The sequence below is a fragment of the Curtobacterium sp. MCSS17_006 genome, from assembly GCF_003234215.1.
Classification (GTDB): domain Bacteria; phylum Actinomycetota; class Actinomycetes; order Actinomycetales; family Microbacteriaceae; genus Curtobacterium; species Curtobacterium flaccumfaciens.
On record NZ_QKSO01000004.1, the window covers coordinates 60,484 to 86,711 of the forward strand.

The window sequence follows — 26,228 nt, forward strand, 5'->3', positions numbered from 1 at the left end:
CCGGCGTCAGCGGATCCCCTGGCGCTGCAGCCAGAGCTCCAGGACCGCGAGCAACCAGAGCGTCGTCCCGCCGACCCTCGTCCGGTACCGCCGCGGATCCCGGAGCAGGGCAGCGGCGGCCTCGGGTCGGACCAGGCCCCGTGCCCGTGCCTCGGGTCCGAGGAGCGCGTCGCGCGCGACCGTGAACACCTCACCGTCCAGGTTCCGGACGGCCGGCACCGGGAAGTACCCCTTCGGGCGGTCCACCACCCCGGCCGGCAGCAGGCGCCGACCGATCGCCTTCAGCACCCCCTTGCCGCCGTCGGCCGCCTTCAGCTCCGGAGGGCACGCAGCGGCCAGGGCGACGAGGTCCTGGTCGAGGAACGGGACCCGTGCCTCCAGGCCGGACGCCATCGTCATGCTGTCCACGCGCTTCACCGGGTCGTCGACCATCAGCACGTGCGTGTCGAACCGGAGTACCGCGTCGAGCGCCGTCTCGGCGCCCGCCGCTCCCAACCGGTCCTGCAGGAGCACGTGGCTGACGTCGGTCGCGGGCAGGATGCCCGGCTCGAGCAGGGCGTGCGCCGTGGCGCTCGGGTCGACGAACGCGTGGGTGAACGCGGCGAGCGCACCGGGCCGGGTCGCCCTGGCAGCGGGCCGGTGGTACTCGTACCCGGCGAACACCTCGTCGGCACCCTGCCCGGACTGCACGACCTTCCGCGACTCGGACACGTGCTGTGCGAGCAGGTGGAACGCTGCGACGTCCTGGGTCGCCATCGGCTCGGTCATCGCGTCCACGGAGTCGAGGAGTGCTGCAGGCAGGGTCGATGCGGGCACGTGGATGCGGGTGTGGTCGGTGGCGAAGTGGTCGGCGACGGCGTCGGAGTACGCGAACTCGTCGCCGGACTCGCCGCCGGCCGCGTCGAACCCGATGCTGTAGGTCCCGGTGGTTCCGGCGCCCTCCTCGGCGAGCAGCGCGACCAGCAGGCTCGAGTCGAGTCCCCCGGACAGCAGGACCCCGACGGGGACGTCCGCGACGAGGCGGCGACGGACGGCGACGCGGAGGGCCTCCTCGACGGCGTCCTCCCAGTCGCGGGCGGTCCAGCCGGTCTGCTGGGGCAGACGTTCGTAGTCGGGTGACCAGTACGTGCGGTCGGTCGTGCGGGTCCGGCCGGTCGTGCCGTCGCGCTCGATCGTCCGCACGGTCGCGGCCGGCAGCTTCTGCACGCCGCGCAGCAGGGTGCGAGGTGCCGGGACGATCGAGTGCCAGCTGAGGTAGTGGTGCAGCGCGACCGGGTCGAGCGCGGTGTCGATGCCCCCGGCCGCGAGGAGCGCGGGCAACGTCGAGGCGATCCGGACGCCACCGTCGACGTCGGCGAGGTACAGCGGCTTGATGCCGAGGCGGTCCCGCGCGAGGACCACGCGCTCGCGGGCGCGGTCCACGAGGACGATCGCGAACATGCCGACGAGGTGGTCCACGAACGCGTCACCCCAGCGGGCGTAGGCGGCGAGGATCACCTCGCTGTCGCTGGTGGTCCGGAACGGGTAGTCGGTCGCGAGGTCACGCCGGAGCTCCTCGTGGTTGTACACGCATCCGTTGAAGACCATCGTGACGTCCTGCACGGCGGATCGCATCGGCTGTGCGGCCCGATCGGACAGGTCGATGACGCTGAGCCGCCGGTGTCCGAGGACGGCCCAGCCGCCGTCCCAGACCTGGCCGCCGTCGGGGCCGCGGTCCTCCATGCACGCCGCCATCCGGTGGACGGCGTCGGCGTCCGCCCGTCCCCCGTCGAACCGCACGTCCGCGGCCAGTCCACACATCCGGTGCCTCCCGTTCCGTGCCGACGGAACTCCGCCCCGCCCTGGCGCTGGTCCAGTCCACACGAGGGCTTGCGCAGAGCGGACGGCGACCCCCGGCGCGGTGCGGGCCCGGCGTCAGGCGGTCCAGGCGGCCGGGTGCCGCCGCTGCCAGCGCAACCGGCGCTCGAGCTGCGCGCCGATCGCGAGCAGGACGCGCTCGCCGCCGGGGCGTCCGATCAGCTGCACGCCCATCGGCAGCCCGCCACCGTCGGGGTGGTCGTCGTCGGTCACGCCGACCGGCAGGGTGATCGCGGGGAGCCCGGACACGTTCGCCATCGACGTCCACGGCGAGTACGCGCACTGTCGGCGGAAGTCCTCGTCCGGGTCGTCGCCGTACCAGCCGAGGGGCCGCGGCGTCATCGCGAGGGTCGGCGTGAGCACCGCGTCGAACCGGTCGAACGCGCCGATGAGCGTCGTCGAGAAGGTGTCGAGCGTCGACATCGCGTCGAGGACCTGTGTGCCGGACAGCGCCTGTCCGCGCGCGACGAGCCACCCCACGAGCGGGGTCAGCGCCGACAGGTCGATGCCGGGCACCTGCGGCAGGCGGGCAGCGGAGCTCTCCCACGCCACCCGGAACGCGTCGGCGTACGGCACCCGGGGCATCCGGACGTCCTCGACGCCGTGCCCGACCTCGCCGAGCACCCGCACGGCGGTCTCCACGGCGGCCCGGGCTGCGGGGTCGACGACCACGTCGACGGTGTCGTCCCATGGTGAACCGTCGAGCACCCCGACGACGAACCGGCCCTCGCCGCGGACGGCGGCCGCGGTGAACGGCCCCTCGCCGACGTCGGGGGTGACGAGGGCGTACGGCGACGGTTCCGGCAGCCCGGTCGGCGCGACCAGCGCGTCGAGCAGCATGCCCGCGTCGGCGACGGAACGGGTGAGCGGCCCGGCCACGGACAGGCCGCCGACGCCGGAGCGGCCGGGCATCGACGGCACGCGGCCGCGGCTCGGCTTCAGGCCGACGAGTCCGGTCGCCGCGGCGGGGATCCGCACCGATCCGCCGCCGTCCGAACCGACCGCGGCGGGCACGAGTCCGGCGGCGACGGCGACGGCCGCACCGCTCGACGACCCGCCCGGCGCGCGCGTGGTGTCGTAGGGGTTCCGCGTCACGCCGAGCCGGGTCTCGGACGACGAGGACATGCCGAACTCCGGTGAGGCGGTCTTGCCGAGGCTGACGGTGCCGGCCGCGTCGAGCGCGGCGACGAGCGGGTGGTCGGCCGACGCGGGCCGCTCCGGCAGGCTCGCGGTGCCGTTCCGCGTGGGGACCCCGGCGCGGTCGTACAGGTCCTTGTCGGCGGACGGGAGGCCCCACAACGGTCTCGACGTCGGTACCAGGTGGCCGAGGCGATCGGCTCGGGCCCGGGCCGCGTCCGCGGTGACCGTCACGAAGGCGCCGAGTCCGGCGTCCAGGCGTTCCACGCGGGCCAGGTAGTGCTCGGTGACCTCGAGGGCGGTCGCCTCGCCCCGGCGGATCCAGTCCCAGAGTTCCTGTGCGGAGAGGTGGTGGAGTTCGAACACGGCTCCGAGCCTAGGCGGCGGTGGCCCGTATCCTTCGACGGTGGACACCACTCTCCCCTCCGGCACGACGAAGCGCCGGATCGAACTCCGGCTCGTCCGGCCCCTGTTCGCCTGGTTCGCCCGGCCGACCGTCACCGTCGACGGGGTGGGGCACCCGGCCCAGTGGGGCACCGGCACGTGGGCGGTGCGGGACGACGGCGACACGGTGATCGGTGTGTACCTGTTCAACCGCGCGTGGCGGTTCGGGGCGGCATCGGTGTCGGTCGGCGGCGCGACGGCGCTCGAGTACCGGGGTGGGCTGCTGCCGGTGGGTGCGGGTCGGTTGGTGCAGCGGGGCTGAGGGTCGCGTCGGGCCGGGCGGGGTCTGCTCGGGCGGCTACTCGAACATCTCGGCGAGGAGCGCGTGCGGGTCACCGTCGACCACGTGCGCCGATCGTCGCTCCGGCCAGTGCGTCGTGGCGTCGTCCGGCCAGCAGGGCACGACGTGGAGGTGCAGGTGCGGCACGCTCTGACCGGCGTCCGCGCCCGATGCCTGCAGCACGACGGTCCCGGTCGCACCGAGCGCCCCCTTCATCGCACGGGCGACGCGCTGCGCCAGGGCCGTGGTGGCGGTGAGTGCCGTGGGCCCGGCGGTGAGCAGGTCAGCGGTGTGCTCGACCGGCACGACCACGGTGTGGCCGGGAGCGAGTGCCGAGTCGGGCAGGGGTGCGAAGGCGACGGCGTGCTCCTCGCGTTCGACCCACGTCGCGGGTTCGTCACCGGCGATCACGGCACAGAAGACGCAGGAGTCCATCGACCCAGTCTGCTGCACCGGGGGTACCCGCTCCGCGTGGGACGATGGGCGCATGACCGCCACGCTCGTCGCCAAGGGCCTGTCCGGCGGGTACGCCGCTCGCACGCTGTTCGACTCCCTCGACCTGACGGTGGCGCCCGGCGACGTGATCGGGGTCGTCGGCGTGAACGGGGCCGGCAAGTCCACGCTGCTCCGGCTGCTGGCCGGGGTCGACGAGCCGCTGGCCGGCACGGTGTCCCTGGCGCCGACGGACGCGTTCGTGGGGTGGCTCCCCCAGGAGCACGAGCGCATCGTCGGCGAGACCGTCGCGGCGTACCTCGGGCGGCGGACCGGCTGCACCGAGGCGACCGTGACGATGGACGCAGCCGCGGCGGCGCTCGGGGACCCCGACGCCGGCGACGCAGCGGCCGACCGGTACTCGGCGGCGCTCGACCGCTGGCTCGCCGCGGGGGCCGCGGATCTGGAGGACCGGATCCCGGCGGTGCTCGCCGACCTCGGCCTGGAGCCCGGCACCGGCGACTCCCGAGCGGACGGCGTCGGCCCGGACTCCCTGATGACCGCGCTCTCCGGCGGGCAGGTCGCCCGCGTCGGGCTCGCCGCGCTGCTGCTGTCGCGGTTCGACATCGTCCTGCTCGACGAGCCGACCAACGACCTCGACCTGGACGGCCTCGACCGGCTCGAGGCGTTCGTGCGCGGACTGCGCGGCGGAGTGGTGCTCGTCAGCCACGACCGTGAGTTCCTGGCGCGCTCGGTGACCTCGGTGCTCGAGCTCGACCTGGCGCAGTCGTCGAACCGGCTGTTCGGCGGCGGGTACGACTCGTTCCTCGAGGAGCGCGAGATCGCCCGGCAGCACAAGCGTGACGCGTACGACGAGTTCGCGTCGACGAAGGCCGACCTGGTCTCGCGGGCACGGACGCAGCGCGAGTGGTCGAGCCAGGGTGTGCGGAACGCCATGAAGAAGAGCCCGGACAACGACAAGATCCGCCGTCGTGCCGCCTCGGAGTCGAGCGAGAAGCAGGCGCAGAAGGTCCGGCAGATGGAGTCCCGCATCGCCCGGCTCGACGAGGTCGAGGAGCCGCGCAAGGAGTGGCAGCTCGAGTTCACGATCGGCAGCGCACCCCGGTCGTCGGCCGTCGTCGCGACGTTGTCGAACGCCACGTTCACCCAGGGCGACTTCACCCTCGGCCCGGTCTCGCTGCAGGTCGACGGCGGTGACCGGATCGGCATCACCGGCCCGAACGGCGCCGGCAAGTCCACCCTGCTGCGGGCGCTGCTCGGCAAGCAGGCGCCGACGACGGGCACGGCCTCGCTCGGGTCCAGCGTCGCGGTCGGCGAGGTCGACCAGGCGCGTGCGGCGTTCACCGGTGACCAGCCCCTGGCAGCGGCGTTCGAGGCGATCGTCCCCGAGTACACGACCGCCGACGTCCGGACGCTGCTCGCGAAGTTCGGGCTGAAGGCGGACCACGTCGGCCGACCTGCCTCGGCGCTCTCCCCCGGCGAGCGCACCCGGGCCGGACTCGCGCTGCTGCAGGCCCGCGGGGTGAACGTGCTCGTCCTCGACGAACCGACCAACCACCTCGACCTCACCGCGATCGAGCAGCTCGAGCAGGCGCTGGAGTCCTACGACGGGACCCTGCTGCTCGTCACACACGACCGGCGCATGCTGGAGACCGTCCGACTCGACCGGCAGTGGCGGGTCGAGGGCGGCACCGTCACCGAACGCTGACGGGTCTACCGAGGGGGAAGCACCATGCGACGCAACACCTGGATCGCGACGACCGCCGGGGTGGTGGTGCTCGCCGTCGCCGCCGTCGTGGTGGGCGTGACCCTCGGGGCGCCGGCACCGGAGCCGACCCGTGCGGCCCGGGCCACGACGACACCGACCCCGAGCGCCACACCGACCGCGTCCCCGAAGCCGACGCTCGCGGCCGTCCCCGCTGCACCGTCCGACGCGACCCTGGCCGCGCTGCCGTTGGCGTTCCACGACGCCGTCGTGCCGCAGTTGCTCGACGGCGGGGACGTGGAGCCCGAGGACACGTGGCAGATCGCGACCCCGCGCACGCAGCTCGTCGCCCTGTACGCGAGCCCGTCGAGCCGCGCCCGGCCGGTGGCGACCCTGTCCCACCTGGTGTCGACGATCAACCGACCCGCGGCGACCGCGGTGTGGGGTCGTTCCCCCGGCCGGGACGGCGGGATGCTCCTGGTGTCGACGCCGTCCCGCAACCGCACCCCCGGAGACGGCGGCGACCCGGACGCGCCGAGCGCGACGTTCGCCTGGGCCCGGGCCGCCGACTTCACCGTGACGCGCACCGACCGGATGATCACGGTCGACGTCGCCGCCAGCACGGTGTCCGTCGTCACCCGGAAGGGCAAGATCACCGCCACCGAGACCGCGCGGCTCGGGACGCCGGAGGACCCCACACCGACCGACACCGCCACCTACGTCGAGGCGGCGTACGTCGACACCCGCGTCGCGTACACGCAGGGCAACCCGATCATCCTGACCGGGGCGCACTCGTCCCGGATCCCGTCGTACGGCGGCAACGCGGCGCTGACCGCGTTGCACTACTACCCGGACCCGACCGGCAGCTCGCACGGCTGCGTCCGGATCTCGGCGGAGATGACGAAGACGCTCGCGGCGCTGCCCGTCGGCACCCCGATCCGGTTCAGCTGAGCCCGGGTCCGCTGAGACTGGGTCAGTGGAACGGGCAGCGGCCCCGGACCTCGCCACCCGAGGCCGGCTTCGTCGGCAGCCGGCGACGGTCGACCTGCAGCCCGTCGTCGAGGATCGTCAGCCGCGGGTCGCTCAGCACCGAGACCGCGGCCGCGAGTGCGGCGACGGCGACCTTCTCGCCGGGGCACCGGTGTCCCGTGGCGACGTCGGCGCCGCCGTGCGGGACGAACGTCGTGATGGACTCGTAGTCGTCCGCGCCGAGGAACCGCGACGGGTCGAACTCGCCGGCGCGGTCCCACGAGCGCTCGTCGGTGTCGGTCCCGGTGATGTCGAGCACCACGCGCCCGCCGGCGGGCAGGTGTTCGCCGTCGAGCTCGACGTCCGTGGTGGCCCAGGCGGGCAGCATCGGCACGAACGGCGCCGTCCGGCGAATCTCCTGCGCGAAGGCGACGGAGAGCGGGCCGTCGACGCGCGGACCGACGGCGAGCGGACCGTCGACGCGCGGGCCGTCGACGCGCGGCCCGTCAGCGATGTCGGCCGCCGCGCTCTCGGCGGCGATCCGTTCCCGCCACTCCGGCCGGTCGTGCAACTCCTTCGCCGCGAACGCCACGAACCGGGCCACCGCGATGGCCGGCCGGATGCTGTTCTGCAGTTCGATGCCGGCCAGCCGCGCCGGCAGCAGCGCCCCGGAGGGGTCCCGGTGCCACGCCCACTCGTGCAGGGCGGTGTGCGGCTCGGGGGTCAACCGGCCACCGCGCACGGCCTCGACCAGCCGCCGGGCATGCCGGTCCGACCAGTGCCGGTTCAGGACGGCCTGCAGGTACTCCGGTGAGTACGGCACCCCGAAGCCGTCGACGACCTGGGCGAGCCGCGCCGCCCAGCGGGTCTTCGCCGCCGGCGTCCCCGGCAGCCCGGCCCACCGCATGACGGCGCGGCCGATCGCACCGACGGCCGCGTCGTACGCCGACCGGGTGCCACCGGTCAGCCACGCGTCGCGTTCGGTCGCCCAGTCGTGGGTCAGCAGGGGTGCGAGGCGCCGGACCTGCTCGTCCTCGTACGCGACGTCGACGAACGTCGCCTTGCGGTGGTGGTGCTCCGCCCCGTCGAGACTGTGCACCGAGCCGACGCCGAAGAGCGTCCGCTGCACGATCGCCGGCATCGCGCCGTGGCGTGCCGTGCGGTCGCCGTCGTAGAACAGCCCGACGCCCTCGGCACCACGCACGAGCAGCGCCGGACGTCCGAGCAGTCGGAAGCCCACCGCCCGCGCCCCCGGACGGGTCCGGCGCCACAGGTGGGCGCCGAACCCGTAGCCGCGGGTCAGGAGCGAGAGGGAGTCGTCGATCGCCATGCGGCCATGCTGCCGAGCGCCGCCCGATCAGGCTCTCGGGATCCGGACCAGCCCGAGCCGCGCCACGACCTCGGCGCTCTCCTCTTCCGGGGTGCGGTCGGCAGCGATCGTCAGGTGGGCCTCGTCGGACTGCGGCGGCTCGAGCGTGGCGAGCTGCGACTGCAGCAGCGACGTCGGCATGAAGTGCCCGGAACGCTGCGACATCCGCTCCTCGATGAGGGCACCGTCACCGGCCACGTGCACGAACACCACCCCGGGGGCCCGCAGCACGTCGCGGTACGAGCGCTTCAGGGCCGAGCAGGTCACGACGCCGTTCGTGCCGGCGTCCAGGTGTCCGCGGATCCAGCCGGTGACGACGTCGAGCCACGGCCAGCGGTCCTCGTCGGTGAGCGGGGTGCCGGCGTGCATCTTGTCGACGTTCGCCGGCGGGTGCATCGCGTCGCCCTCGGCGAACTCCCACCCGACCTGCTCCGCCACCATGGCGGCGACGGTCGACTTGCCGGACCCGGAGACCCCCATCACCACGAGGACGCGGGCGTCCAGCCCGGCGTCGGCCGCCCCGGCAGCTGCGGCCGCACCGAGGTCTGCTGCGCCGCTCATCGGATGAACACCCCGGCCAGCAGGACCCCGAGCAGACCGAACACCGAGATGAGGCACTCGAGCACCGTCCACGTCTTGAACGTCTGCCCCACCGTGGTGCCGAGGTACCCCTTCACCAGCCAGAACCCGGCGTCGTTCACGTGCGACAGGAACACCGACCCGGCTCCGATCGCGAGCACGAGCAGCGACGTCATCGGCGTCGACAGGTCGGCGGCGATCGGCGCCATGATGCCGGCGGCGGTCACGGTGGCGACCGTGGCCGACCCGGTCGCCACGCGGACCAGTGCCGAGACGACCCAGGCGACGAGCAGCACCGAGACGCCGGAGTCCTTGACGGCGTCGGCGATCACGCCGCCGATGCCGGTGTCGATGAGCACCTGCTTGAAGCCACCGCCGGCACCGACGATGAGCAGCACCCCGGCGATCGGGGGCAGCGCGCTCTCGAGCGACTTCGACACCGCCGATCGGTCCATGCCACCGCCGATCGCGAAGAAGACCATCGCGTAGACGGCCGCGATGCCGATGGCGATCATCGGCGAACCGAGGAAGTCGAGCAGGCTCACCCACGAGCCGGCGGCGTCGGGGGCGGTGGCCTCTCGAATCGCCTGGGCGAGCATGAGCACGACCGGCAGCAGGATGCCGATCAGGGCGACGGTGAACGACGGGCTGCGCGGCTCGCTGATGACGCGCGTGAAGTCGCTCTTGCCGTTGGGCAGGGATGCGGTGTCCTGCGTGGCGGGGCCGCGCCGGGCCTCCCGACCGGGGTGCGCCGGGTCGTCGGCGAAGGCGGCGGACCCGGAACCCGACCCCGAGGCGGGGCCGGCGGTGGCGACCGCGCCACGCGACCCGAACATGTCGGGGACGGGGATGTCGACCCAGCGGGCCGCGAACCGGGCGAAGAGCGGCCCGGCCAGGACGATCACCGGGATCGCCAACACGATGCCGAAGGCGAGCGTGGTGCCGAGATTCGCACCGACGGTGGAGATCGCGACGAGCGGGCCGGGGTGGGGCGGGACGAACGCGTGCATCGTCGACAGGCCGACCAGGGCGGGGACGGCGATCTTCATGATCGGCACCTCGCTCCGCTTGGCGACCAGCACGATGATCGGGATGAGCAGGACGAGCCCGACCTCGAAGAACATCGGCAGCCCGATGAGCGCCCCGATCAGGGCCATCGTCCACGGCAGGGCAGCCTTCGACGACCTCCGCACCAGGGTGTCCACCACGCGGTCCGCCGCGCCGGAGTCGACGAGCATCTTGCCGAACATCGCCCCGAGCCCGACCAGGATGCCGACGCTCGTCATGGTCGCGCCGAAGCCGTCGCCGAAGCTCGTGACCGCCTTGTCGGGCGCCAGGCCCGCGCCGATGCCGACGCCGAGCGCGCCGATCGTGAGCGCGATGAAGGGGTGCACCTTGAGCCAGGTGATGAGCGCGATGATCACCACGATGCCGGCGAGCGCCGCGATGATCAGCTGCGGGATCGAACCGGACGGGTCGACCGTCTCGGTGGTGCCACCCGCGGCGAACAGGTGGTCCGGGAGAGCGTGAGGCATCAGCGCCCCTTCCTGGAGTCGCTGCTGCGCGGCTCCGTCGCCTTCGTGTCGAGGGTGGACTGGCGCGAAGAACGCCGACCCTCAATAATCTGATTAATCAGACTATACGACGTCGCCCCGCGCGCCAACCGCCCGTCCCCGGAGTCTGCCGCTTCGATGGGACCGGCGTCACGACGACCGCGTGACCCGTACTGCACGGAGGAAACGATGCCCACCGCACGCGGACTGCACGCCCACGTGCTCGACACCCTGGGCCAGCGGATCGTCGACGGCGACCTGCCCACGGGTTCCGTCGTGCGACCCGAGCTGGTCGCCGACGAGTTCGGGGTGTCCCGCTCGGTCGTCCGCGAGGCCCTGCGCGTCCTGCAGTCCCTCGGCCTGGTCGAGCCCCGGCAGCGGGTCGGCACGCTCGTCCGCGACATCACCGCGTGGGAGCTGCTCGCCCCCACCGTGATCCGGTGGCGCGGTACCTCACCGGCGTACTTCGTGCAGCAGCGCGAGCTCGTCGAGCTCCGACTCGGCGTCGAACCGGTCGCGGCGTCCCTGACCGCCGGCTCCGATGGTGCTGACGCCGTGCTCGCCGCCGCCGAGGACATGCTCGACGCCTGCGGACGCGAGGACAGTCGCGCCTACCTGGAGGCCGACGTCCGCTTCCACCGCGCCCTGCTCACCGGGTCGGGGAACGCCGTGTTCGCACACTTCGCCGGCACGGTCGAGGCGCTGCTCCGCACCCGCACGTCGGAGTCGCGCGACCCCATCACGCGCTGGACGCGCGAGGCGGCGCTCCGGCACCAGGCGGTCGGGCGCGCAGCGGTCGAGGGTGACGCGGACGCCGCCGCTGCGGCGGCCACCGCGCTGCTCCGTGTGACGCGCGACGAGTTCATCACCGAGGCGCCGGCAGGCTGACGCGACCGGGCGACGGCCTGGAGGCGCGTGCCGGGGCCGCCACGGGCCTCCCGTCCGCCCCGCGGCCGCGTCTCGAGCGTGAGGGACGTCCGTCAGGTCCGGCGCGTCGGTATCGGTGCAGGCTCCGTCAGCGTCGTCGCGCGAACAGCCGCGGGCCGCGCAGGCGGAGCCGCATCGTGACGGTGCCGAGCCAGCGGTCGTACTTGTAGCCGACCTTGCCCATCCGGCCCACTTCCTCGAAGCCGAGCCGCTCGTGCAGCCGGATCGACGCCTCGGCCTGGCGGTCCGCGATGACGGCGACGACCTCGCGCACGCCGGCCGACCGGCACTCGTCGAGCAGCGCCTCCATCAGCGCGCGGCCGAGCCCCTTGCCACCGGACGCGGCGCCGAGGTAGATCGAGTCCTCGACGACGTGGTTCGAGCGGTCCCGCGGGTTCCACGCGTCGACCAGGGCGTACCCGAGGATCTGCCCGGCGGGGTTCTCCGCCACCAGGAACGGCAGGCGGCGCTTCCGGATGTCGTCGTAGCGCTTCTTCCACGCGGCGTACGTGAACGCCGCCGGGTCGAAGGTCACCGACGAGTTGCGGACGTAGTGCGTGTGGATCTCGCGCACGTGGGGCAGGTCCCCCACCTCGGCCGCACGGATGCGGTACTCGAAGGCCGTCTCGGCCGCCGCCGGGGCACGCAGGTGTCGCGGCAGGACCCGCCGTCGCTGGTATTCCTCCTCGAGCACGTGCCGAGCCTACTGAGCGGGCAGCGTCCAGTCGACGGGCGGTGCGCCCTGCGACTCGAGCAGCGCGTTCACCTGCGAGAACGGGCGGCTGCCGAAGAACCCGCGCGACGCGCTGAGCGGGCTCGGGTGGGCCGACGCGACGACCGGGGTGTCGCCGAGGAGCGGTCGCATCGAACCGGCCTGGGCGCCCCAGAGCACGGCGACGAGCGGGGTGCCACGGGCGACCAGGGCGCGGACGGCCTGGTCCGTCACCGATTCCCAGCCCTTGCCGCGGTGGCTGCCGGCCTCGCCCGCCTGCACGGTGAGCACCCGGTTGAGCAGCAGGACGCCCTGGTCGGACCACGCCCGCAGGTCACCGTGTTGCGGGGGCGTCACCCCGAGGTCGTCGGCGAGCTCGCGGTAGATGTTCGCCAGGCTCCGCGGCACCGGACGGACGGCCGGGTCGACGGCGAAGGACAGCCCGATCGGGTGGCCCGGCGTCGGGTACGGGTCCTGCCCGACGACCAGCACCTTGACGGCGTCGAACGGGCTCGTGAACGCGCGGAGCACGTCGCCGCCGGCGGGCAGGTAGTGGCGACCGGCTGCGGTCTCGTCGCGGAGCCACTCGCCGATCCGGTGCACGTCGGGCTCGACCGGCGCGAGGGCATCCGCCCAGCCGGGGTCGACCAGGTCGGCCAGTGGCCGTGGTTCCACGTCGGCTAGGCGCCCATGGTGGCGACGGCCACCGACTCCTCGCCGGCCATCACACGCCAGACGCTGCCGGTCCCGCGGACCTCGAGCGCGCCCTCGCCGACGACGAGCGTGGTGTCCTCGTCGATCGCGAGTCCGGCGGTGACGAACTCGGCCTCGGCGCTGGCGATGAGCCGCGCGAGCGTGCCGGCCTGCACCGCGTGCACGTCGATGGTCAGGTCGACCAGGCCGAGACCCTCGCGGAGCTCGACCTCGTCCAGCCCCTCGGACGCCGCCTCGGGGCAGATCTCGACGCCGCCGATGCGCCAGCCGCCCACCAGGGCGCGGTCGGCGGCGATCATCGCACCGGCCGAGTAGCCGAGGTAGGGCAGCCCGTCGGAGACGAGCAGCCGGAGCTGGTCGACGAGCGGGGCGATCGCCGCCAGGTAGTCGGGGGTGACACCGCCGCCGATCACCAGGGCGTCGACGTCGCTCAGGACGGTGGTGTCGAAGACCTGACCGGCCGCGACCTCGGTGACGAGCACCTCGGCTGTGCGCGGGCCGCCGAGGACCTCGGCGATGTCGGCGGTCGACGACGGGCTGCCGCCGTCCGGGCCCGCCACGGAGAGCAGGGCGATGCGCGGGACGCTCCGGCCCACCGCTGCCGAACGGGCGGTGGCCTCGGCGAGGAACGGTGCTGCGGCGTCCGAGGCGGCGAAGAGACCGCCCCCGACCAGGTGGATGCTCACGACTCGGCCGTCACGGGGGCGAGGGCGCTCCACGGGAACGTGATCCAGCCGTCGACCCGGCGCCACACGTGGTCGGGCTCGAGGACCGTGCCGGGCTTCGAGTACAGGCAGGCGCTCCGGACGTCGGCACCGGCGTTCCGGATGATGTCGACCACCAGGCGCAGGGTGCGGCCGGAGTCCGACACGTCGTCGACGACGAGGACCCGCTTGCCGGCCAGGCTCGGGGCGTCGAGGGCGGGGGCGAGCACGACCGGCTCCTCCAGCCGCTGCTCGACGTCGGTGTAGAACTCGACGTTGATCGAGCCGCACTCCTTGGTGCCGAGGGCGTACGCGACGGCGCCGGCGATGATCAGTCCGCCGCGGGCGACGGCGACGACGACCTCGGGCTCGAAGCCGCTGGACAGGACGTCCTTGGCGAGCAGGCGTGCGGCGTCACCGAACTCGAGCCAGCCGAGTACCTCGGGCCCGCTCGTCACGGTCACGGTGGACGGAGCCGCGGGCTCGGGTTCGCTGCTGATCGGCATCCGACCACGGTACCGGCAGGGAGCCCGCGCCCGCGACCCGCGCCCGCCGCCCGGGCGCTGCGCGGGTCCGGCGCGGGGGCAGTACGGGGGCGGTGCGGGGTCGGGCGCGAGTCCGGCGCGAGTCGGCTCAGCGGGGCGTCAGCGGGCCGCGCGCCAGCTTGTGCTGCGCCGACTGCGCCACCGGACGGATCGTCACGAGGTCGAGGTTCACGTGTGCCGGCAGCTCCACCGCGTGCACGATCGCCTCGGCGACGTCGTCGGCCACGAGCGGCTCCGGCACGTCGTCGTACACCGCGGCGGCCTTCTGCTCGTCGCCACGGAACCGGGTGAGTGCGAACTCGTCGGTCTTCACCATGCCCGGCGCGATCTCGACGACCCGGATCGGCTCGCCGTTCAGCTCGAGCCGGAGCGCGCCGACCAGGGCGTGCTCGGCGAACTTCGCGGCGTTGTAGCCGCCACCGTTCTCGTACGCGACGAACCCGGCGGTGCTGGTCACCGTGACGATGTCGGCGCTCCCGGACTCCCGAGCCCGGTCGCGCAGGTGCGGCAGCAGCGCGGAGACGACCCGCTTCGTGCCGATCACGTTGACCTCGAACATGGCGCGCCAGTCGTCGACGTCGGACTCCTCGACGCTCGCCGAACCGAACGCCCCACCCGCGTTGTTCACGAGCACGTCGGCACCGCCGAGGTGCGCGACCCGCGCGGCGAGCGCCGCGACGTCGTCGGCGTCCGTGATGTCGGCGACCAGGGTGTCGGCCCCGGTCTCCGCGGCGAGCGCCTCCAGCTTCGCGGCGCGGCGGGCCACGGCGAGCACGTCCCAGCCCCGCGACCGGAACAGCCGGACGGTGGCCGCCCCGATGCCCGAGCTCGCTCCGGTGACGACTGCGCGCCGTGCTGCCATGTGATCTGCCTCCTGCGTCGGTGACCGGGCGTGTGGTTGCCCGGTCCGCCCACCGTACCGAGCGGGACGGTTCCGGCACCGCACCGGGCCGTCCAGATCACGATCCGGTAACGTGACCGACGATGACGACGGATGCCGCCCCTCCCGCCCCCTCGGCCCCGGCGACGCAGCTCGAGCCCGGCCGAGCCCCGCGCCGGATCCCGATGTGGGACACCGCGCGGTTCGTCGCGGTCACGCTCGTGGTCATCGGGCACGCGATCCAGCGGCAGACGCCGGCGAGCGAGCACGCCCTGGCGCTCTACACGTTCATCTACGCGTTCCACATGCCGGCGTTCGGTGTGATCAGCGGCTACTTCTCGTCGGCGGACACCCCGACGGCGAAGCGGATGCGGCGGACGATCACGGACATCGTCGTGCCGTACATCATCATGCAGACGATCTGGACCGTGGTGCAGGGCATCGTCGAGGGCGGCAAGGACTTCAACCCGACGAAGCCGACGTGGACCCTGTGGTTCCTGCTGGCCCTGGGCATCTTCAAGCTGATCCTGCCGTACCTGGCGCAGCTGCGGTGGCCGCTGTTCTGGGCGGTCGTGTTCAGCATCGGCGTCGGCTACTTCGACAACGTCGACTCCACGCTCTCGCTGTCCCGCGCGATCAGCCTGCTGCCGTTCTTCCTGCTCGGGTGGCAGGTCAAGCAGTGGGGCGTCTTCGACCGCTGGTACGAGGCGACCCGTCGCGCGGTCGTCCGGGTGCGGATCGCCGCCGTCGTGGTGTTCGCCGCGTGGGCGGTGTCGTGCGCGGTCTGGATCCCGCAGTTCAAGGAGTTCGACCTGCACCACTGGTTCTTCTACGACGACTCCTACTCGGGGCTCGGCGAGGACGCCTGGTGGGCGGGTGCGGTGCGCTTCGGCCTGATGCTGCTCGCGACCCTGCTGACGGCGTCGTTCCTGGTGCTCATCCCCCGTCGGAACGTCTGGATCACCCGGTTCGGCGCGGCGACGATGTACGTCTACCTGCTCCACACGTTCGTGCTCTACCCGATCCGGGAGTCCGGCGTCCTGGCCGGCGAGCACTCGGCATGGCCGTTCGTGCTCCTCATGGTCGTCATCGCGTGCGCCGTCAGCCTCTTCCTGGCGCAGCCCTTCGTGCGGCGCGGGATGCGGTGGCTGCTCGAGCCGAAGGTCGACTGGCTGTTCCGCCGCGACGGGTGAGGGCCGTCCACGAACGGTGCGAGGTTCCGTCCGTGGTGCAGGGGGCGCAGGCTCGCACCGAGTCCGCAACCTCGCACCACAGGTGACCTCGCACGGTGCGACCCGGCGTCGCGCTCCGCGGACGGGAGGCCCGGGGCGCGTCGGGCGCGCGCGTTACGTCCCGAGGCGGGTGCGGTGGTGCGGGCCCGGCCACCTGCGTACCGTGACACCCGACGCACAGCCGCGCCGCGCCTCCAGGCCGAGCGCAGGGCGACCCGACGACCAGCCGCACCGGACAGGAGCACCAAGATGACCGAGCACGACGCCGCGCAGTGGCAGTTCGAGACCACCCAGGTCCACGCCGGCGCGCAGCCGGACCCGACCACCGGGGCCCGAGCGACGCCGATCTACAAGACGACCTCGTACGTCTTCGCGAACTCGGACGAAGCGCGCGACCTGTTCGCGCTCGCCAAGCCGGGCAACATCTACTCCCGGATCATGAACCCGACGAACGACGTCGTCGAGCAGCGGATCGCCGCGCTCGAGGGCGGCTCCGGGGCCCTGCTCGTCGCGTCCGGCCAGGCTGCCGAGACCTACGCGGTGCTGAACATCGCCGGGGCGGGTGACCACATCGTCTCGTCGTCGTCGATCTACGGCGGCACGTACAACCTGTTCAAGTACACGCTGGCGAAGCTCGGCATCGAGACGACGTTCGTCGAGGACCAGGACGACCTCGAGGAGTGGCGCCGCGCCGTCCGCCCGAACACGAAGCTGTTCTTCGCCGAGACCATCGGCAACCCGAAGATCAACGTCCTCGACATCACGGGCGTCAGCGACGTCGCCCACGAGTCCGGCGTCCCGCTGATCGTCGACAACACGATCGCGACGCCGTACCTGATCCGTCCGTTCGAGCACGGCGCCGACATCGTGGTGCACTCGGCCACGAAGTTCCTCGGTGGCCACGGCACGGTCATCGGCGGGATCATCGTCGACGGTGGGAAGTTCGCCTGGTCGCAGCACGCCGACCGGTTCCCGGAGTTCAACACGCCCGACCCGTCGTACCACGGCGCGGTCTTCGCCGAGGCGGTCGGCAACGAGCTCGCCTACATCGTGAAGGCCCGGGTCCAGCTGCTCCGCGACCTCGGTGCGTCGAACTCGGCGGACACGGCGTTCGCGCTGCTGCAGGGCATCGAGACCCTGTCGCTCCGCATCGAGCGGCACGTGTCCAACGCGCAGGAGATCGCGGAGTGGCTCGACCAGCACCCGGACGTCGCCACGGTCGCCTACGCCGGGCTGCCGACGTCGCCCTGGTACGCGGCCGCGAACCGGTACGCGCCGAAGGGCGTCGGCGCCGTGCTGTCGTTCGAGCTCAAGGGCGGGGTCACCGCGGGCAAGGCGTTCGTCGACAACCTGCAGCTGTTCTCGCACCTGGCGAACATCGGCGACGTCCGCTCGCTCGTCATCCACCCGGCGTCGACCACGCACTCGCAGCTCACCCCCGAGCAGCAGCTCACCACCGGGGTGACGCCCGGCCTGGTGCGCCTGTCGGTCGGCATCGAGAACATCGCCGACCTGAAGGCCGACCTCGAGGCCGGGCTCGCCGCGGCCCGGGCGATCGCGCAGGAGAGCCAGCGCGCGTAGGGCCCGCGCGGCCTGCCTGCCTGCCCGCGTGCGTGCCTGCCGATGCGCGTGCATGTTGCGACGTCCCACGTGTCGACCGACGCGTGGGACGTCGTTCGTTGCACACGCATCCGGTACGTGCGCATGGTGCGACGATCCACGAGTCGAACAACGCGCACGATGTCGGAACATGCGCGCGCACGGAACGGCGAGCACGGCCGGAAGGCCGGCCACGCGCCGGGCGTGACGTAACACGGCGGCGGCGACCCGCGCCTCCCGGCAGACTGGACGCACGATGGACTGGCAGACGACCCCCGAGGACTCCGTGCCGTCCACCCTGGTGCCCGGCACCGAACTCGGCACCCTCGGCAAGCCGCCCGTGACCGGTGCCTGGCGTCCCGGTGACCACCCGGGTGCACGCCACTTCGAGTCGCTCGGCGAGCAGTGGGTGCGCGGCGGTCGCCTGCCGTCCGTGCGCGTGGCGTACGAGACGTGGGGCACGCTCAACGCCGCCCGTGACAACGCGGTGCTCGTCCTGCACGCACTGACCGGGGACTCGCACGTGACGGGTGCCGCCGGCCCGGGCCACCGCACCGCCGGCTGGTGGGGCGACGTCGTCGGCCCCGGCCGGGCGATCGACACCGACCGGTGGTTCGTGATCGCGCCGAACATGCTCGGCGGCTGCCAGGGCACCACCGGGCCGTCGTCGGTGTCGCCGTCGGGCGCGGAGTGGGGCTCGCGGTTCCCGTTCGTCACGGTGCGCGACCAGGTCGAGGTGCAGGCGCAGCTCGCCGACCGGCTCGGCATCGAGACCTTCGCGGCCGTCGTCGGCGGGTCGATGGGCGGCATGCACGCCCTCGAGTTCGCGGTCTCGCACCCGGCGCGCGTGCAGCGGCTGGCGGTCCTCGCGTCGACGGCACAGACCACCGCCGACCAGATCGCGGCGAACTCGCTGCAGCGGGCGGCGATCCAGATGGACCCGGCGTTCGCGGGCGGCGACTACTACGAGGCCGACACCGGCGAGGGGCCGCACCGCGGACTGTCGTTGGCACGGCGGATGGCGCTCATGACTTACCGGGCCTCGGACGAGCTGAACAGCCGCTTTGCGCGGTCCTGGCAGAGCGACGTCTCACCGCTCGGCGACGACGGACGGTTCTCGGTGGAGAGCTACCTCGACTTCCACGGCAACAAGTTCACCCGGCGGTTCGACGCCTCGAGCTACGTGACGCTGACGTACGCGATGGACTCGCACGACGTCGGTGCCGGGCGCGGCGGGGTCTCCGCGGCACTCGGGCTGGTGACCGCGCGGACCCTGGTCGTGGGCATCTCGAGCGACCGGCTCTTCCCCGTCGAGGACCAGCACCGGATCGCCGCGTGCGTGCCGGACGCGCTCGACGGGGACTCCGCCGCGGTGATCGAGAGCGAGTTCGGACACGACGGGTTCCTCATCGAGCACGAGCAGGTCGGGGCGCACCTGCGGCGGTTGCTCGACTCCTGAGCGGGCCCGCCTGCCACCACGGCGCGCCGAAGACCCCCCAACGGGTGGCGCGCGTGGAATGATGGCGTGGAGCTCGGCACTGACCGACGCTCGGTTTCCCGCACCGCCCAGATCGTCACCAACCAGGACATCGATGGACTTCATCGCACAGGAACGCGACCGCTTGCTGCGGTCGGCGACCCGTGTCGTGGGCATCGTCTGCGCGCTCGTCAGCGTCGTGGGCATCCTCTCCGCCGCCGCCGTGCCCGCGCCGTCTCTCATCGGCGCACTCCTCTGCATCGCCGCGATGATCACCGCGCTCGTGTGCTTCGGCCGCGGCGGCGAAGTGTGGTGGACCGCCGCCATCGTCGTCGCCGGGCTCGCCACGATGGTGCTGCTCTTCTCCGGCGTCGACGACTCGGCCAGGCCCCTCGTCGCCAGCGCGGTCATGCCCCTGGCCGCCGGCGGGCTCTCGGCACCGCTGATGGCACAGCGCGGGCACCCGGTCGGTCTCGCCATCACCATCGCCGGGGGCGGCGCCGTGGTGGTGCTCATGGTGTGGGGATCGGGCTCGCTCCTGTCGACCCCGGTCAGCGGCGCACTGCTCGGGTGGATCCTGATGGCCGTCGTGGCGATCTGGATCTCGCGCAGCATCCCCCGCGTCGCCCGCCGCATCTACAGCATCGGCACCGCCCACCGCGCCGAACGGCAGGCCAGCGAGACCGAGGCGCAGCGCCGCCAGGGTGCCCGCCTGCTGCACGACACGGTGCTCGCGACCCTGACGCTGCTGGCGCACTCAGGCGTCGGCGTCTCCGAGCAGGCGATGCGTGAGCAGGCCGCCGAGGACGCCCGACTGCTCCGGCACCTGCGCCTCGGTGCGACCCCGCAGCCCTCGCAGTCCGGTGACTACTCGCTCACCCGCGAAGAGGAATCACCGCTCGGCCAGACGCTCGAGTCGGTCAAGCAGCGCTTCGGCCGGATGGGGCTCGAGGTCAGCTGGCACGGCACCGGGCAGGTCCTGCTGCCGTCGAACGTGCTCGACGCGTTCCTGCTCGCGCTCGGCGAGTGCCTCGAGAACGTCCGTCGGCACGCCGGCGTCGGCGAGGCGCACGTCACGATCGTCCACGACAACGAGGTCGTCCGTGCGATGGTCACCGACTCCGGCGTCGGCTTCGACCTCACCACCGTCAGTGCCGAGCGACTCGGCTTCAAGGAGAGCGTCGTGAACCGCCTGCGCGAGGTCGGCGGCGACGCGAAGCTCTTCTCCGCGCCGGGCTCCGGCACCACCGTCGTCCTGGAGGCACCGCGATGACCCGGGTCCCCGAGGACACCATCGGCCGCAGCCTGCCCGGCGAGACCGCTCCGCCAGCACCCCGCACCCGCCGCGAGGCGCGCGAGCGGTACCGCACGAGCGAACGGCGCCAGGCCCGAGGGCTCCCGTCGACGTCCACCGGTGCCCGGTCCCTGCGCCAGGCCGCCAAGCCCGGCGCGTCGCTCGGTGCCGGGTACCTCGGCCTCGGCGCCGCGGTCCTCACCGCGATCGAGGCCGTCGCCGGCATCGCGTTCTTCCTGGTGCGCTGGAACGAGTACTCCGACCCGTGGTTGCCCGCGGTCGCCTGGGGGCTCTACGTCGTCGCCGCCGTCGGGGTCGGACTCAGCGTCCTGACCTACGGCGAACGGCTGACGGGTCCGGCCTTCGCGTTGATCTGCGTCGTGCTGGCGTGCGTGGTCACGCTCGACTTCATCGGCATCTGGCCCGAGCACGACATCGCGCACACCGCGACCGCGTCGATGGCCGCCGGGTTCGCCCTGCTGCCGATCGCCACGCTCCGACCCGCCCGCGAGGTCGCAGCCGCCATCGGTGCGCTCGGCATCGCGTTCATCGTGATGGCCGTCGTGTCGACGCCGATCACGCACGACACCATGCCCGGCATCGTGTCCCTGCTGTCGCTCGTCGTGGTGCCGCCGTCGCTCGCGCTGTACGTCGTGCAGCGGTTCCGCCAGCTCGTGCAGCGCGAACTCGACCGGGTGCTCGTGCAGAGCAACGTGCAGGCGCCGCAGTTCGCCGTCGGCATGCTCGCCTCGGACGAGCTCGCCCGGCTCGACCTGGCCGCCGAGAAGCTGCTCGACGCCGTCGCCAACGGCACCGACCCGCTGCCGCTGTCCGACGCCTCGAGCTCCGTCGCCGCGTCGCTCGCCACCGAGCTCCGCCTGCACCTGATCGAGGGCCGTCGCGAGACCTGGCTCTACCACGCGATCACCGAGTCCGACCACCTCGGTCGCTCGGTGAGCGTCGCCGACCCGACCGCCCTGGCGGGGCACCTCTCCCCCACCCAGCGCGACGGGCTGCTGCAGGCGATCTGGCAGATGGTCGGCGACGGCCGCACCGCGCAGCCCGGCATGCCCGTCGTCTCCGTCACCCTCGGTCCGATCGGCTCCGACGGTCACCCGGTCAGCGACGACACGATGGACGTCCCCGTCGTCATCGAGTCCCGCGGGGTGCCCCGTCGCAGCCTCGGCCCGACGGCCTGGAGCGCCCTGCAGCGCATCGGCCCGTACACCGAGACCGTCCGCGACGGCGCGCTGCACATCGTCGCGCACTGCGTCGTGAACCGACATCCGTCGATGTAGCTGCCGGACACCCGCACGCCTGACCGACTTCCGGCCCGCATCCTCCTAGGATCGGCCGAGCAATCCGCACCGAGAAAGGACGCCAGCATGGCGACTCCAGAGGAACCGATCCGACTCGCACTGGTCGACGACCACAGGATGCTCCTCGGCGCGCTCACGGAGTGGATCCGGAACGCGGCCGACGACATCACCCTGGTCGCCGCCGTCACGACCTGGCCCGAGCTCCTGACGAGCCCGGCGTTCCCGGTCGACGTGGTGCTGCTGGACCTGGACCTCAAGGACTCCATCCCGGTGTCGCTGAAGATCTCGACGCTCAAGACCGCGGGCGTCAAGACCGTCGTGATGAGCACGTACTCGGAGCCGAACGTCGTGCGCGAGGCCCTCGGCGCCGGTGCCCTCGGGTACCTCGTCAAGAGCGAGGACGCCGACATGATCGTCGAGGCGATCCGCTCCGCCCAGCGCGGCGAGCAGTACGTCTCGGCCGAGCTCGACCTCGCCATCAACAGCGGCGACGTCGGCGGTGTCCCGAAGCTCAGCGCCCAGGAGCGTCGCGTGATGGCCCTGTACGGCGGTGGCGAGCCCGTCAAGAGCGTCGCCTACCAGCTCGGCATCTCCGAGGAGACCGCGAAGAGCTACCTCAAGCGCATCCGCGAGAAGTACCGCGTCGCCGGCTTCGACGTGGGCACGAAGGTCGCGCTGCGGAAGCGTGCGATCACCGACGGCATCATCGTGCAGGACGGCAGCCCCCTGGGCCTGTAGCGCGCGTGCGTCGCGCATCGAGTGAGCAGAAGACGTCGGGTCCCGTCACGGAACCCGACGTCTTCTGCCCACTCGGGGCGGTCTTCCGCGCCACGTGACGGACGGGAGGCCCGTGGCGGCGTCGCCACGGGCCTCCCGTCCGGTGGGTGCGTGCGCGCACCCCGCGTGTCAGGCCGTCGGGACCGGTGCGGTGATCGGACCGGTGGACGGTGACGAGGAGCGGACCGCGGCACGACGCGTGCTCCGCCGCTCGACCGCGTAGCTGACCATCGTCACCAGGACGCCGAGCAGCGCGAGGCCGATGCCGAGCCAGCCTGGTGCGAGGAACCCGAAGCCGGCCGCGATGACCGCGCCACCCAGGGCCGCACCGATCGAGTTGCCGATGTTGAACGCCGAGTGGTTCAGCGCCGCCGCGATCGTGCGGGCATCCCCGGCGACGTCCATCAGGCGCGACTGCACCGCCGGCGGGATCGCCGACGAGGTCGCACCGAGCAGGAACGCGCCGAGCAGCATGCCCCAGAGCCACTGTGCGGTCAGGACGGTGACGAGCAGGGCGCCGATGAGCGCGAACATGCCGACGTAGATCGTGCGCTTCACGCTGTGGTCGGCCAGGTGTCCGCCGAGCACCCCGCCGACGACCATGCCGATGCCCACGACGACGAGCACGATCGGCACGAACGACTCGGGCATGCCGGTGACGTTCTGCACGAGCGGGGAGATGTACGAGTACACCGCGAAGAACCCGCCGAACCCGACGGCGCCGAGGCCCATCACGATCCACACCTGCGGCACGCGGAACGCCCGGAGCTCACGGCCGATCGTGGCGTGCTCGTCGCGGGCGCTCTTCGGCACGAAGGCCGCGACGGCCAGGAACGTCAGGGCGAACAGCGCGGCGACGACACCGTAGGCGACCCGCCACCCGGCCACCTGTCCGACCCACGTGATCACCGGGACGCCGACGACGTTCGCGACCGACAGGCCGAGCAGCACCATGGCGATGCCCTTGCCGCGCTTGCCCGGGCCCATCATGTCGCCGGCCACGATCGACGCGATGCCGAAGTAGGCGCCGTGCGGCAGGCCCGCGACGAAGCGGGCGACGAGCACCAGACCGAACGAGGGCAGCAGCGCGCTCGCGATCGTCGCGACGACGAACCCGACGAGCAGCACGAGGATCAGGCCCTTGCGCGGGAACCGGGCGGACATCGCCGCGATGGTCGGCGCACCGACGACGACCCCGAGGGCGTAGGCGCTGACGAGCCAGCCGGCGTGGGCGATCCCGGCGTCGGGGTCGATGCCGTACTGCTCGGGGAGCAGGGCCTGCGCGATGTTCGGCAGCAGCCCCATCGCGACGAACTCGGTCGAGCCGATGGCGAACCCGCCGAGGGCGAGCGAGATGAGCGCGAGGGTGCGACGCGCAGGCGTGAGCTGTGACATGGGGCCTGTTCTCGTGCGGGCGGAGCGGGACGACGGTGCAGCACCCCACCGGACGGGGCGGCCGTGATGTCCTGGTCCGTCGAGTGTAGACCGCTCCAACGGACCAACGAAAGCCCGCGGGAGCTCAGGCCGCCTGGCGCTCCGGGGTGCGGGTCCGTGCCGGGGCCTGCTCGGGCAGCTCGTCGCGGTGCACCCATCCGGTGCCGCACTCCGCGCAGGTCGCCCAGGCGTTCTCGCCCTGTTCGTCCGTGTCGATGACGACCGTTCGCAGGTCGCAGTCGGGGCACCAGCCGTCGTGCATCATCACGCGCTCCTCGTCGTCTCGGGGCCACCGGAAGTGGCTCGATGCAGACCATGAGACACCCGGCCACCGACATCCGAGGGACCGCTCCGGCGTGTCGGGCCACGCTGCGGTGCAGGATGACGACGTGCCCACCGTCACGACCGTCCTGGCCTCCTGCGCCGCCGGCGCGCCCGCGAACTGCGAGGACGCCACCGACCCGATCGGGATCGTCATCGTGGTGGTGTTCGCGGTCGCCGGCCTCGTCCTGCTGACGGTCGCCGCGGTCCTCGGCACCGACCCCCGTCGCCGCAGGCGTCCGCGTCGGCGCCGCTGACCACTACTCGCCGAGCGCGGCCTCGAGCCGTTCGAGCTTGCCGTCGATCTCGCCGGTGTGCCCGGGTCGGATGTCGGCCTTGAGCACGAGCGACACCCGCGTGCCGTGCGCACCGACGGCCTCGGTGGCGCGCTTGACGACGTCCATGACGTCGTCCCACTCCCCCTCGATCTCGGTGAACATCGACGAGGTGCGGTTCGGCAACCCGCTCTCGCGCACCACGCGGACAGCGGCCGCGACGGCGTCGTGCACGGACCCGTCGGACGTTGCAGCGGGACCACCGGACGGAGCGACGGAGAAGGCGACGATCATGCGTCCATCCTGCCCGGCTCGGGCTGGTCGCGCACGGACGACGACGAGCGCGCCGACACCCGTCCGGACCCCGCAGCCCGCCCCATCCGCACCAGCACGACGACGCTCCACACCAGGATCGCCACCTCGAGCACGTTCCGCACCGTGAGCACCACGAGGATCCACGGCTGCACGCCGAGCAACTGGTCGTAGTAGCCCGGGTAGATCACCTGCGTGAGCAGGGCCATCGGCAGCGCGGTCACGGCGATCGGCACGAACCGGCGCGCACTCGGGGTGCCGGCGGCGAGCCCCCAGACGATCGGCACCGCGAACCAGCCGATGTACTGCGGCGACCCCACCTTGTTCGTCGCGATGAGCGCCGCGACGAACAGCAGCGCGAGGACCGGCGCGAGCTCGGCCCGACGGGCACCCCGGCGCGCGGCCCAGAGCGCGAGCACGACCCCGGCCACCACGACGACGGCCATCAGCGGCGTCGACACCGCGGCGGCGGCGGACGTGCCGGCACCGGACACCTCGAAGGTCAGGATCTCCTGGTCGTAGAACACCGCTGCGCCCGGGACGCCGAAGGCTGCGGCCCACATGAACGGCGTCGCGAGCGGTGACTCGATCTGCAGCCCACGGCCGGTCTGCTCACCGACGAAGGACAGCAGGTACGGCGCACCGCCCCACAGCACGTCGACGAGCACGATCAGGGCGCTCAGCACCAGGGCCCCGGCGAGCACACCCCGGCGGTGTCCGCGACGCAGGAGCAACAGCACCGCGACGAGCGCCGCGGGCCACACCTTCGTCCACGCGCCGGCGGTGAAGAGTGCGGAGGCGACGGCCGGTCTCGAGGCCACGAACGCCACGCCCACCAGCGCGAACACCGTCGCGACGGTGTCGATCCGACCGAGCGCGATCGGCCCGAGCGCGAGCAGGAACAGCAGCCACCACCAGACGACCCGAACGCCGTGCACACCGAAGCGGTCAGACGACCCCACACGCGCCCGGAACCGCCACAGGAACGCGCTCGCCACGGCGTCGAGCAGCACCATCAGCAGCAACCAGCCGGTGCCGATCGATGCGACTCCCCCGAGGGCCGCTGCCGCCATCGGCACGATCGCCAGGATCGGGTACACCCACTCGCCGTCGATGCCGACCCAGAAGTCCGCGGTCCGCCCGGTCTCGATCCAGCGGCTGTAGGTGATGGTCACGTCACCGAGCGGCAGGTTCGCCGAGACGATGGTCAGCCACCACAGGAACCCGTGCACGGCGACGAACGCCAGGACGAAGCCGGCGAGTTCGAGCCACCGGGTCGAGGTCCTCTGCACCGGACGAGCGTAGCGGCCGGACCGGGGACGGTCGCTGCCACGGACTCAGGGTCTCCCGAGCATGACGT

26 protein-coding genes are annotated in these 26,228 nt (G+C 72.8%); 11 read left to right on the top strand and 15 right to left on the bottom strand.

The window, feature by feature from the left end; translation table 11 throughout:
* Window positions 1–6: 6 nt before the first annotated feature.
* Both DEJ21_RS05540 and DEJ21_RS05545 read right to left on the bottom strand, forming a co-directional pair.
* The gene (locus DEJ21_RS05540) at window positions 7–1,800 is read right to left on the bottom strand and encodes an N-acetylglutaminylglutamine amidotransferase (protein WP_111223966.1); all 1,794 of its coding nucleotides are present in this window, start codon (window positions 1,798–1,800) and stop codon (window positions 7–9) included.
* Window positions 1,801–1,914: 114 nt separating this feature from the next.
* Entirely contained in the window at window positions 1,915–3,360 is a 1,446-nt protein-coding gene (locus DEJ21_RS05545; RefSeq protein ID WP_111223967.1) for an amidase, read from the bottom strand.
* 40 nt (window positions 3,361–3,400) lie between these two features.
* Here DEJ21_RS05545 and DEJ21_RS05550 point away from each other — a divergent pair, with 40 nt between their 5' ends.
* Window positions 3,401–3,700: a hypothetical protein gene (locus DEJ21_RS05550; protein WP_111223968.1), complete on the top strand. Its 300-nt coding sequence runs from the start codon at window positions 3,401–3,403 to the stop codon at window positions 3,698–3,700.
* A gap of 36 nt (window positions 3,701–3,736) precedes the next feature.
* On the opposite strand, the gene DEJ21_RS05555 is transcribed toward DEJ21_RS05550, so the two are convergent.
* Complete coding sequence (locus DEJ21_RS05555; RefSeq protein ID WP_111223969.1) at window positions 3,737–4,153, bottom strand: HIT family protein; 417 nt, start codon at window positions 4,151–4,153, stop codon at window positions 3,737–3,739.
* 52 nt (window positions 4,154–4,205) lie between these two features.
* Between DEJ21_RS05555 and DEJ21_RS05560 the strand changes: the two genes are divergently transcribed.
* Window positions 4,206–5,879, top strand: a complete 1,674-nt coding sequence (locus DEJ21_RS05560; protein ID WP_111223970.1) for an ABC-F family ATP-binding cassette domain-containing protein — start codon at window positions 4,206–4,208, stop codon at window positions 5,877–5,879.
* A 24-nt stretch (window positions 5,880–5,903) separates the two neighbouring features.
* Window positions 5,904–6,827, top strand: a complete 924-nt coding sequence (locus DEJ21_RS05565) for a L,D-transpeptidase (RefSeq protein ID WP_111223971.1) — start codon at window positions 5,904–5,906, stop codon at window positions 6,825–6,827.
* 22 nt (window positions 6,828–6,849) lie between these two features.
* Here DEJ21_RS05565 and DEJ21_RS05570 read toward each other — a convergent pair whose 3' ends face one another.
* Genes DEJ21_RS05570 through DEJ21_RS05580 form a run of 3 tightly spaced genes read right to left on the bottom strand, consistent with a single transcriptional unit; the run spans window position 6,850 to window position 10,328 of the window.
* Window positions 6,850–8,175, bottom strand: coding sequence for a cytochrome P450 (locus tag DEJ21_RS05570; RefSeq protein WP_111223972.1), 1,326 nt, complete (start codon window positions 8,173–8,175; stop codon window positions 6,850–6,852).
* A 27-nt stretch (window positions 8,176–8,202) separates the two neighbouring features.
* On the bottom strand, window positions 8,203–8,775 hold the full coding sequence (locus DEJ21_RS05575; protein WP_111223973.1) for a gluconokinase: 573 nt from the start codon (window positions 8,773–8,775) through the stop codon (window positions 8,203–8,205).
* On the bottom strand, window positions 8,772–10,328 hold the full coding sequence (locus DEJ21_RS05580) for a GntP family permease (protein WP_220036557.1): 1,557 nt from the start codon (window positions 10,326–10,328) through the stop codon (window positions 8,772–8,774). Before DEJ21_RS05580 ends, DEJ21_RS05575 begins: the two co-directional genes overlap by 4 nt.
* A 207-nt stretch (window positions 10,329–10,535) precedes the next feature.
* Here DEJ21_RS05580 and DEJ21_RS05585 point away from each other — a divergent pair, with 207 nt between their 5' ends.
* Window positions 10,536–11,234 carry a FadR/GntR family transcriptional regulator gene (locus tag DEJ21_RS05585; protein ID WP_181435792.1) on the top strand — a complete coding sequence of 233 codons (699 nt, stop codon included), beginning with the start codon at window positions 10,536–10,538 and terminating at the stop codon, window positions 11,232–11,234.
* A 127-nt stretch (window positions 11,235–11,361) separates the two neighbouring features.
* Here the strand turns inward: DEJ21_RS05585 and DEJ21_RS05590 are convergent, their stop codons facing one another.
* The 5 genes from DEJ21_RS05590 to DEJ21_RS05610 all read right to left on the bottom strand — a co-directional run bounded on the left by DEJ21_RS05590 (window position 11,362) and on the right by DEJ21_RS05610 (window position 14,810).
* Window positions 11,362–11,967 (bottom strand): GNAT family N-acetyltransferase, encoded by a 606-nt coding sequence (locus DEJ21_RS05590; protein WP_111223975.1) that lies wholly within the window; start codon window positions 11,965–11,967, stop codon window positions 11,362–11,364.
* Between the two features lie 9 nt (window positions 11,968–11,976).
* Window positions 11,977–12,660 (bottom strand): uracil-DNA glycosylase, encoded by a 684-nt coding sequence (locus DEJ21_RS05595; protein ID WP_111223976.1) that lies wholly within the window; start codon window positions 12,658–12,660, stop codon window positions 11,977–11,979.
* Between the two features lie 5 nt (window positions 12,661–12,665).
* On the bottom strand, window positions 12,666–13,385 hold the full coding sequence (locus DEJ21_RS05600; protein ID WP_111024830.1) for a Type 1 glutamine amidotransferase-like domain-containing protein: 720 nt from the start codon (window positions 13,383–13,385) through the stop codon (window positions 12,666–12,668).
* Window positions 13,382–13,909 carry a phosphoribosyltransferase gene (locus DEJ21_RS05605; protein WP_051596753.1) on the bottom strand — a complete coding sequence of 176 codons (528 nt, stop codon included), beginning with the start codon at window positions 13,907–13,909 and terminating at the stop codon, window positions 13,382–13,384. The genes DEJ21_RS05600 and DEJ21_RS05605 overlap by 4 nt, the downstream gene beginning before the upstream one ends.
* A 127-nt stretch (window positions 13,910–14,036) precedes the next feature.
* Entirely contained in the window at window positions 14,037–14,810 is a 774-nt protein-coding gene (locus DEJ21_RS05610; RefSeq protein WP_111223977.1) for an SDR family oxidoreductase, read from the bottom strand.
* A gap of 122 nt (window positions 14,811–14,932) precedes the next feature.
* Here DEJ21_RS05610 and DEJ21_RS05615 point away from each other — a divergent pair, with 122 nt between their 5' ends.
* The 6 genes from DEJ21_RS05615 to DEJ21_RS05640 all read left to right on the top strand — a co-directional run bounded on the left by DEJ21_RS05615 (window position 14,933) and on the right by DEJ21_RS05640 (window position 22,487).
* Complete coding sequence (locus DEJ21_RS05615; protein ID WP_111223978.1) at window positions 14,933–16,021, top strand: acyltransferase family protein; 1,089 nt, start codon at window positions 14,933–14,935, stop codon at window positions 16,019–16,021.
* Window positions 16,022–16,309: 288 nt separating this feature from the next.
* Window positions 16,310–17,641, top strand: coding sequence for a bifunctional o-acetylhomoserine/o-acetylserine sulfhydrylase (locus DEJ21_RS05620; protein ID WP_071404574.1), 1,332 nt, complete (start codon window positions 16,310–16,312; stop codon window positions 17,639–17,641).
* A gap of 274 nt (window positions 17,642–17,915) precedes the next feature.
* Entirely contained in the window at window positions 17,916–19,118 is a 1,203-nt protein-coding gene (locus DEJ21_RS05625; RefSeq protein WP_111223979.1) for a homoserine O-acetyltransferase, read from the top strand.
* A 133-nt stretch (window positions 19,119–19,251) separates the two neighbouring features.
* The gene (locus DEJ21_RS05630) at window positions 19,252–20,409 is read left to right on the top strand and encodes an ATP-binding protein (RefSeq protein ID WP_111223980.1); all 1,158 of its coding nucleotides are present in this window, start codon (window positions 19,252–19,254) and stop codon (window positions 20,407–20,409) included.
* Window positions 20,406–21,728 carry a hypothetical protein gene (locus DEJ21_RS05635; RefSeq protein WP_111024825.1) on the top strand — a complete coding sequence of 441 codons (1,323 nt, stop codon included), beginning with the start codon at window positions 20,406–20,408 and terminating at the stop codon, window positions 21,726–21,728. Before DEJ21_RS05630 ends, DEJ21_RS05635 begins: the two co-directional genes overlap by 4 nt.
* Window positions 21,729–21,815: 87 nt before the next feature.
* Entirely contained in the window at window positions 21,816–22,487 is a 672-nt protein-coding gene (locus tag DEJ21_RS05640) for a response regulator transcription factor (RefSeq protein ID WP_017888182.1), read from the top strand.
* A gap of 168 nt (window positions 22,488–22,655) precedes the next feature.
* Here the strand turns inward: DEJ21_RS05640 and DEJ21_RS05645 are convergent, their stop codons facing one another.
* Window positions 22,656–23,921 (bottom strand): MFS transporter, encoded by a 1,266-nt coding sequence (locus DEJ21_RS05645; RefSeq protein ID WP_111223981.1) that lies wholly within the window; start codon window positions 23,919–23,921, stop codon window positions 22,656–22,658.
* 124 nt (window positions 23,922–24,045) lie between these two features.
* Window positions 24,046–24,225 (bottom strand): hypothetical protein, encoded by a 180-nt coding sequence (locus DEJ21_RS05650; protein ID WP_071404570.1) that lies wholly within the window; start codon window positions 24,223–24,225, stop codon window positions 24,046–24,048.
* 124 nt (window positions 24,226–24,349) lie between these two features.
* On the opposite strand from DEJ21_RS05650, the gene DEJ21_RS05655 reads away from it, so the two are divergent.
* Window positions 24,350–24,538, top strand: coding sequence for a hypothetical protein (locus DEJ21_RS05655; RefSeq protein ID WP_146247703.1), 189 nt, complete (start codon window positions 24,350–24,352; stop codon window positions 24,536–24,538).
* 3 nt (window positions 24,539–24,541) lie between these two features.
* Here the strand turns inward: DEJ21_RS05655 and DEJ21_RS05660 are convergent, their stop codons facing one another.
* Together DEJ21_RS05660 and DEJ21_RS05665 are read right to left on the bottom strand one after the other, a co-directional pair.
* Window positions 24,542–24,850, bottom strand: a complete 309-nt coding sequence (locus DEJ21_RS05660) for a thiamine-binding protein (RefSeq protein WP_111223982.1) — start codon at window positions 24,848–24,850, stop codon at window positions 24,542–24,544.
* Window positions 24,847–26,160: a glycosyltransferase 87 family protein gene (locus tag DEJ21_RS05665; RefSeq protein ID WP_111223983.1), complete on the bottom strand. Its 1,314-nt coding sequence runs from the start codon at window positions 26,158–26,160 to the stop codon at window positions 24,847–24,849. The genes DEJ21_RS05660 and DEJ21_RS05665 overlap by 4 nt, the downstream gene beginning before the upstream one ends.
* Window positions 26,161–26,228 lie beyond the last annotated feature (68 nt).

Bases quoted from the DNA above. Each gene is read 5' to 3' on its own strand.
- DEJ21_RS05540 (WP_111223966.1), bottom strand. From the start codon at position 1,800: ATGTGTGGACTGGCCGCGGACGTGCGGTTCGACGGGGGACGGGCGGAC.
- DEJ21_RS05555 (WP_111223969.1), bottom strand. From the start codon at position 4,153: ATGGACTCCTGCGTCTTCTGTGCCGTGATCGCCGGTGACGAACCCGCG.
- DEJ21_RS05560 (WP_111223970.1), top strand. From the start codon at position 4,206: ATGACCGCCACGCTCGTCGCCAAGGGCCTGTCCGGCGGGTACGCCGCT.
- DEJ21_RS05565 (WP_111223971.1), top strand. From the start codon at position 5,904: ATGCGACGCAACACCTGGATCGCGACGACCGCCGGGGTGGTGGTGCTC.
- DEJ21_RS05570 (WP_111223972.1), bottom strand. From the start codon at position 8,175: ATGGCGATCGACGACTCCCTCTCGCTCCTGACCCGCGGCTACGGGTTC.
- DEJ21_RS05575 (WP_111223973.1), bottom strand. From the start codon at position 8,775: ATGAGCGGCGCAGCAGACCTCGGTGCGGCCGCAGCTGCCGGGGCGGCC.
- DEJ21_RS05580 (WP_220036557.1), bottom strand. From the start codon at position 10,328: ATGCCTCACGCTCTCCCGGACCACCTGTTCGCCGCGGGTGGCACCACC.
- DEJ21_RS05585 (WP_181435792.1), top strand. From the start codon at position 10,536: ATGCCCACCGCACGCGGACTGCACGCCCACGTGCTCGACACCCTGGGC.
- DEJ21_RS05605 (WP_051596753.1), bottom strand. From the start codon at position 13,909: ATGCCGATCAGCAGCGAACCCGAGCCCGCGGCTCCGTCCACCGTGACC.
- DEJ21_RS05610 (WP_111223977.1), bottom strand. From the start codon at position 14,810: ATGGCAGCACGGCGCGCAGTCGTCACCGGAGCGAGCTCGGGCATCGGG.
- DEJ21_RS05615 (WP_111223978.1), top strand. From the start codon at position 14,933: ATGACGACGGATGCCGCCCCTCCCGCCCCCTCGGCCCCGGCGACGCAG.
- DEJ21_RS05620 (WP_071404574.1), top strand. From the start codon at position 16,310: ATGACCGAGCACGACGCCGCGCAGTGGCAGTTCGAGACCACCCAGGTC.
- DEJ21_RS05625 (WP_111223979.1), top strand. From the start codon at position 17,916: ATGGACTGGCAGACGACCCCCGAGGACTCCGTGCCGTCCACCCTGGTG.
- DEJ21_RS05630 (WP_111223980.1), top strand. From the start codon at position 19,252: ATGGACTTCATCGCACAGGAACGCGACCGCTTGCTGCGGTCGGCGACC.
- DEJ21_RS05635 (WP_111024825.1), top strand. From the start codon at position 20,406: ATGACCCGGGTCCCCGAGGACACCATCGGCCGCAGCCTGCCCGGCGAG.
- DEJ21_RS05640 (WP_017888182.1), top strand. From the start codon at position 21,816: ATGGCGACTCCAGAGGAACCGATCCGACTCGCACTGGTCGACGACCAC.
- DEJ21_RS05645 (WP_111223981.1), bottom strand. From the start codon at position 23,921: ATGTCACAGCTCACGCCTGCGCGTCGCACCCTCGCGCTCATCTCGCTC.
- DEJ21_RS05650 (WP_071404570.1), bottom strand. From the start codon at position 24,225: ATGATGCACGACGGCTGGTGCCCCGACTGCGACCTGCGAACGGTCGTC.
- DEJ21_RS05660 (WP_111223982.1), bottom strand. From the start codon at position 24,850: ATGATCGTCGCCTTCTCCGTCGCTCCGTCCGGTGGTCCCGCTGCAACG.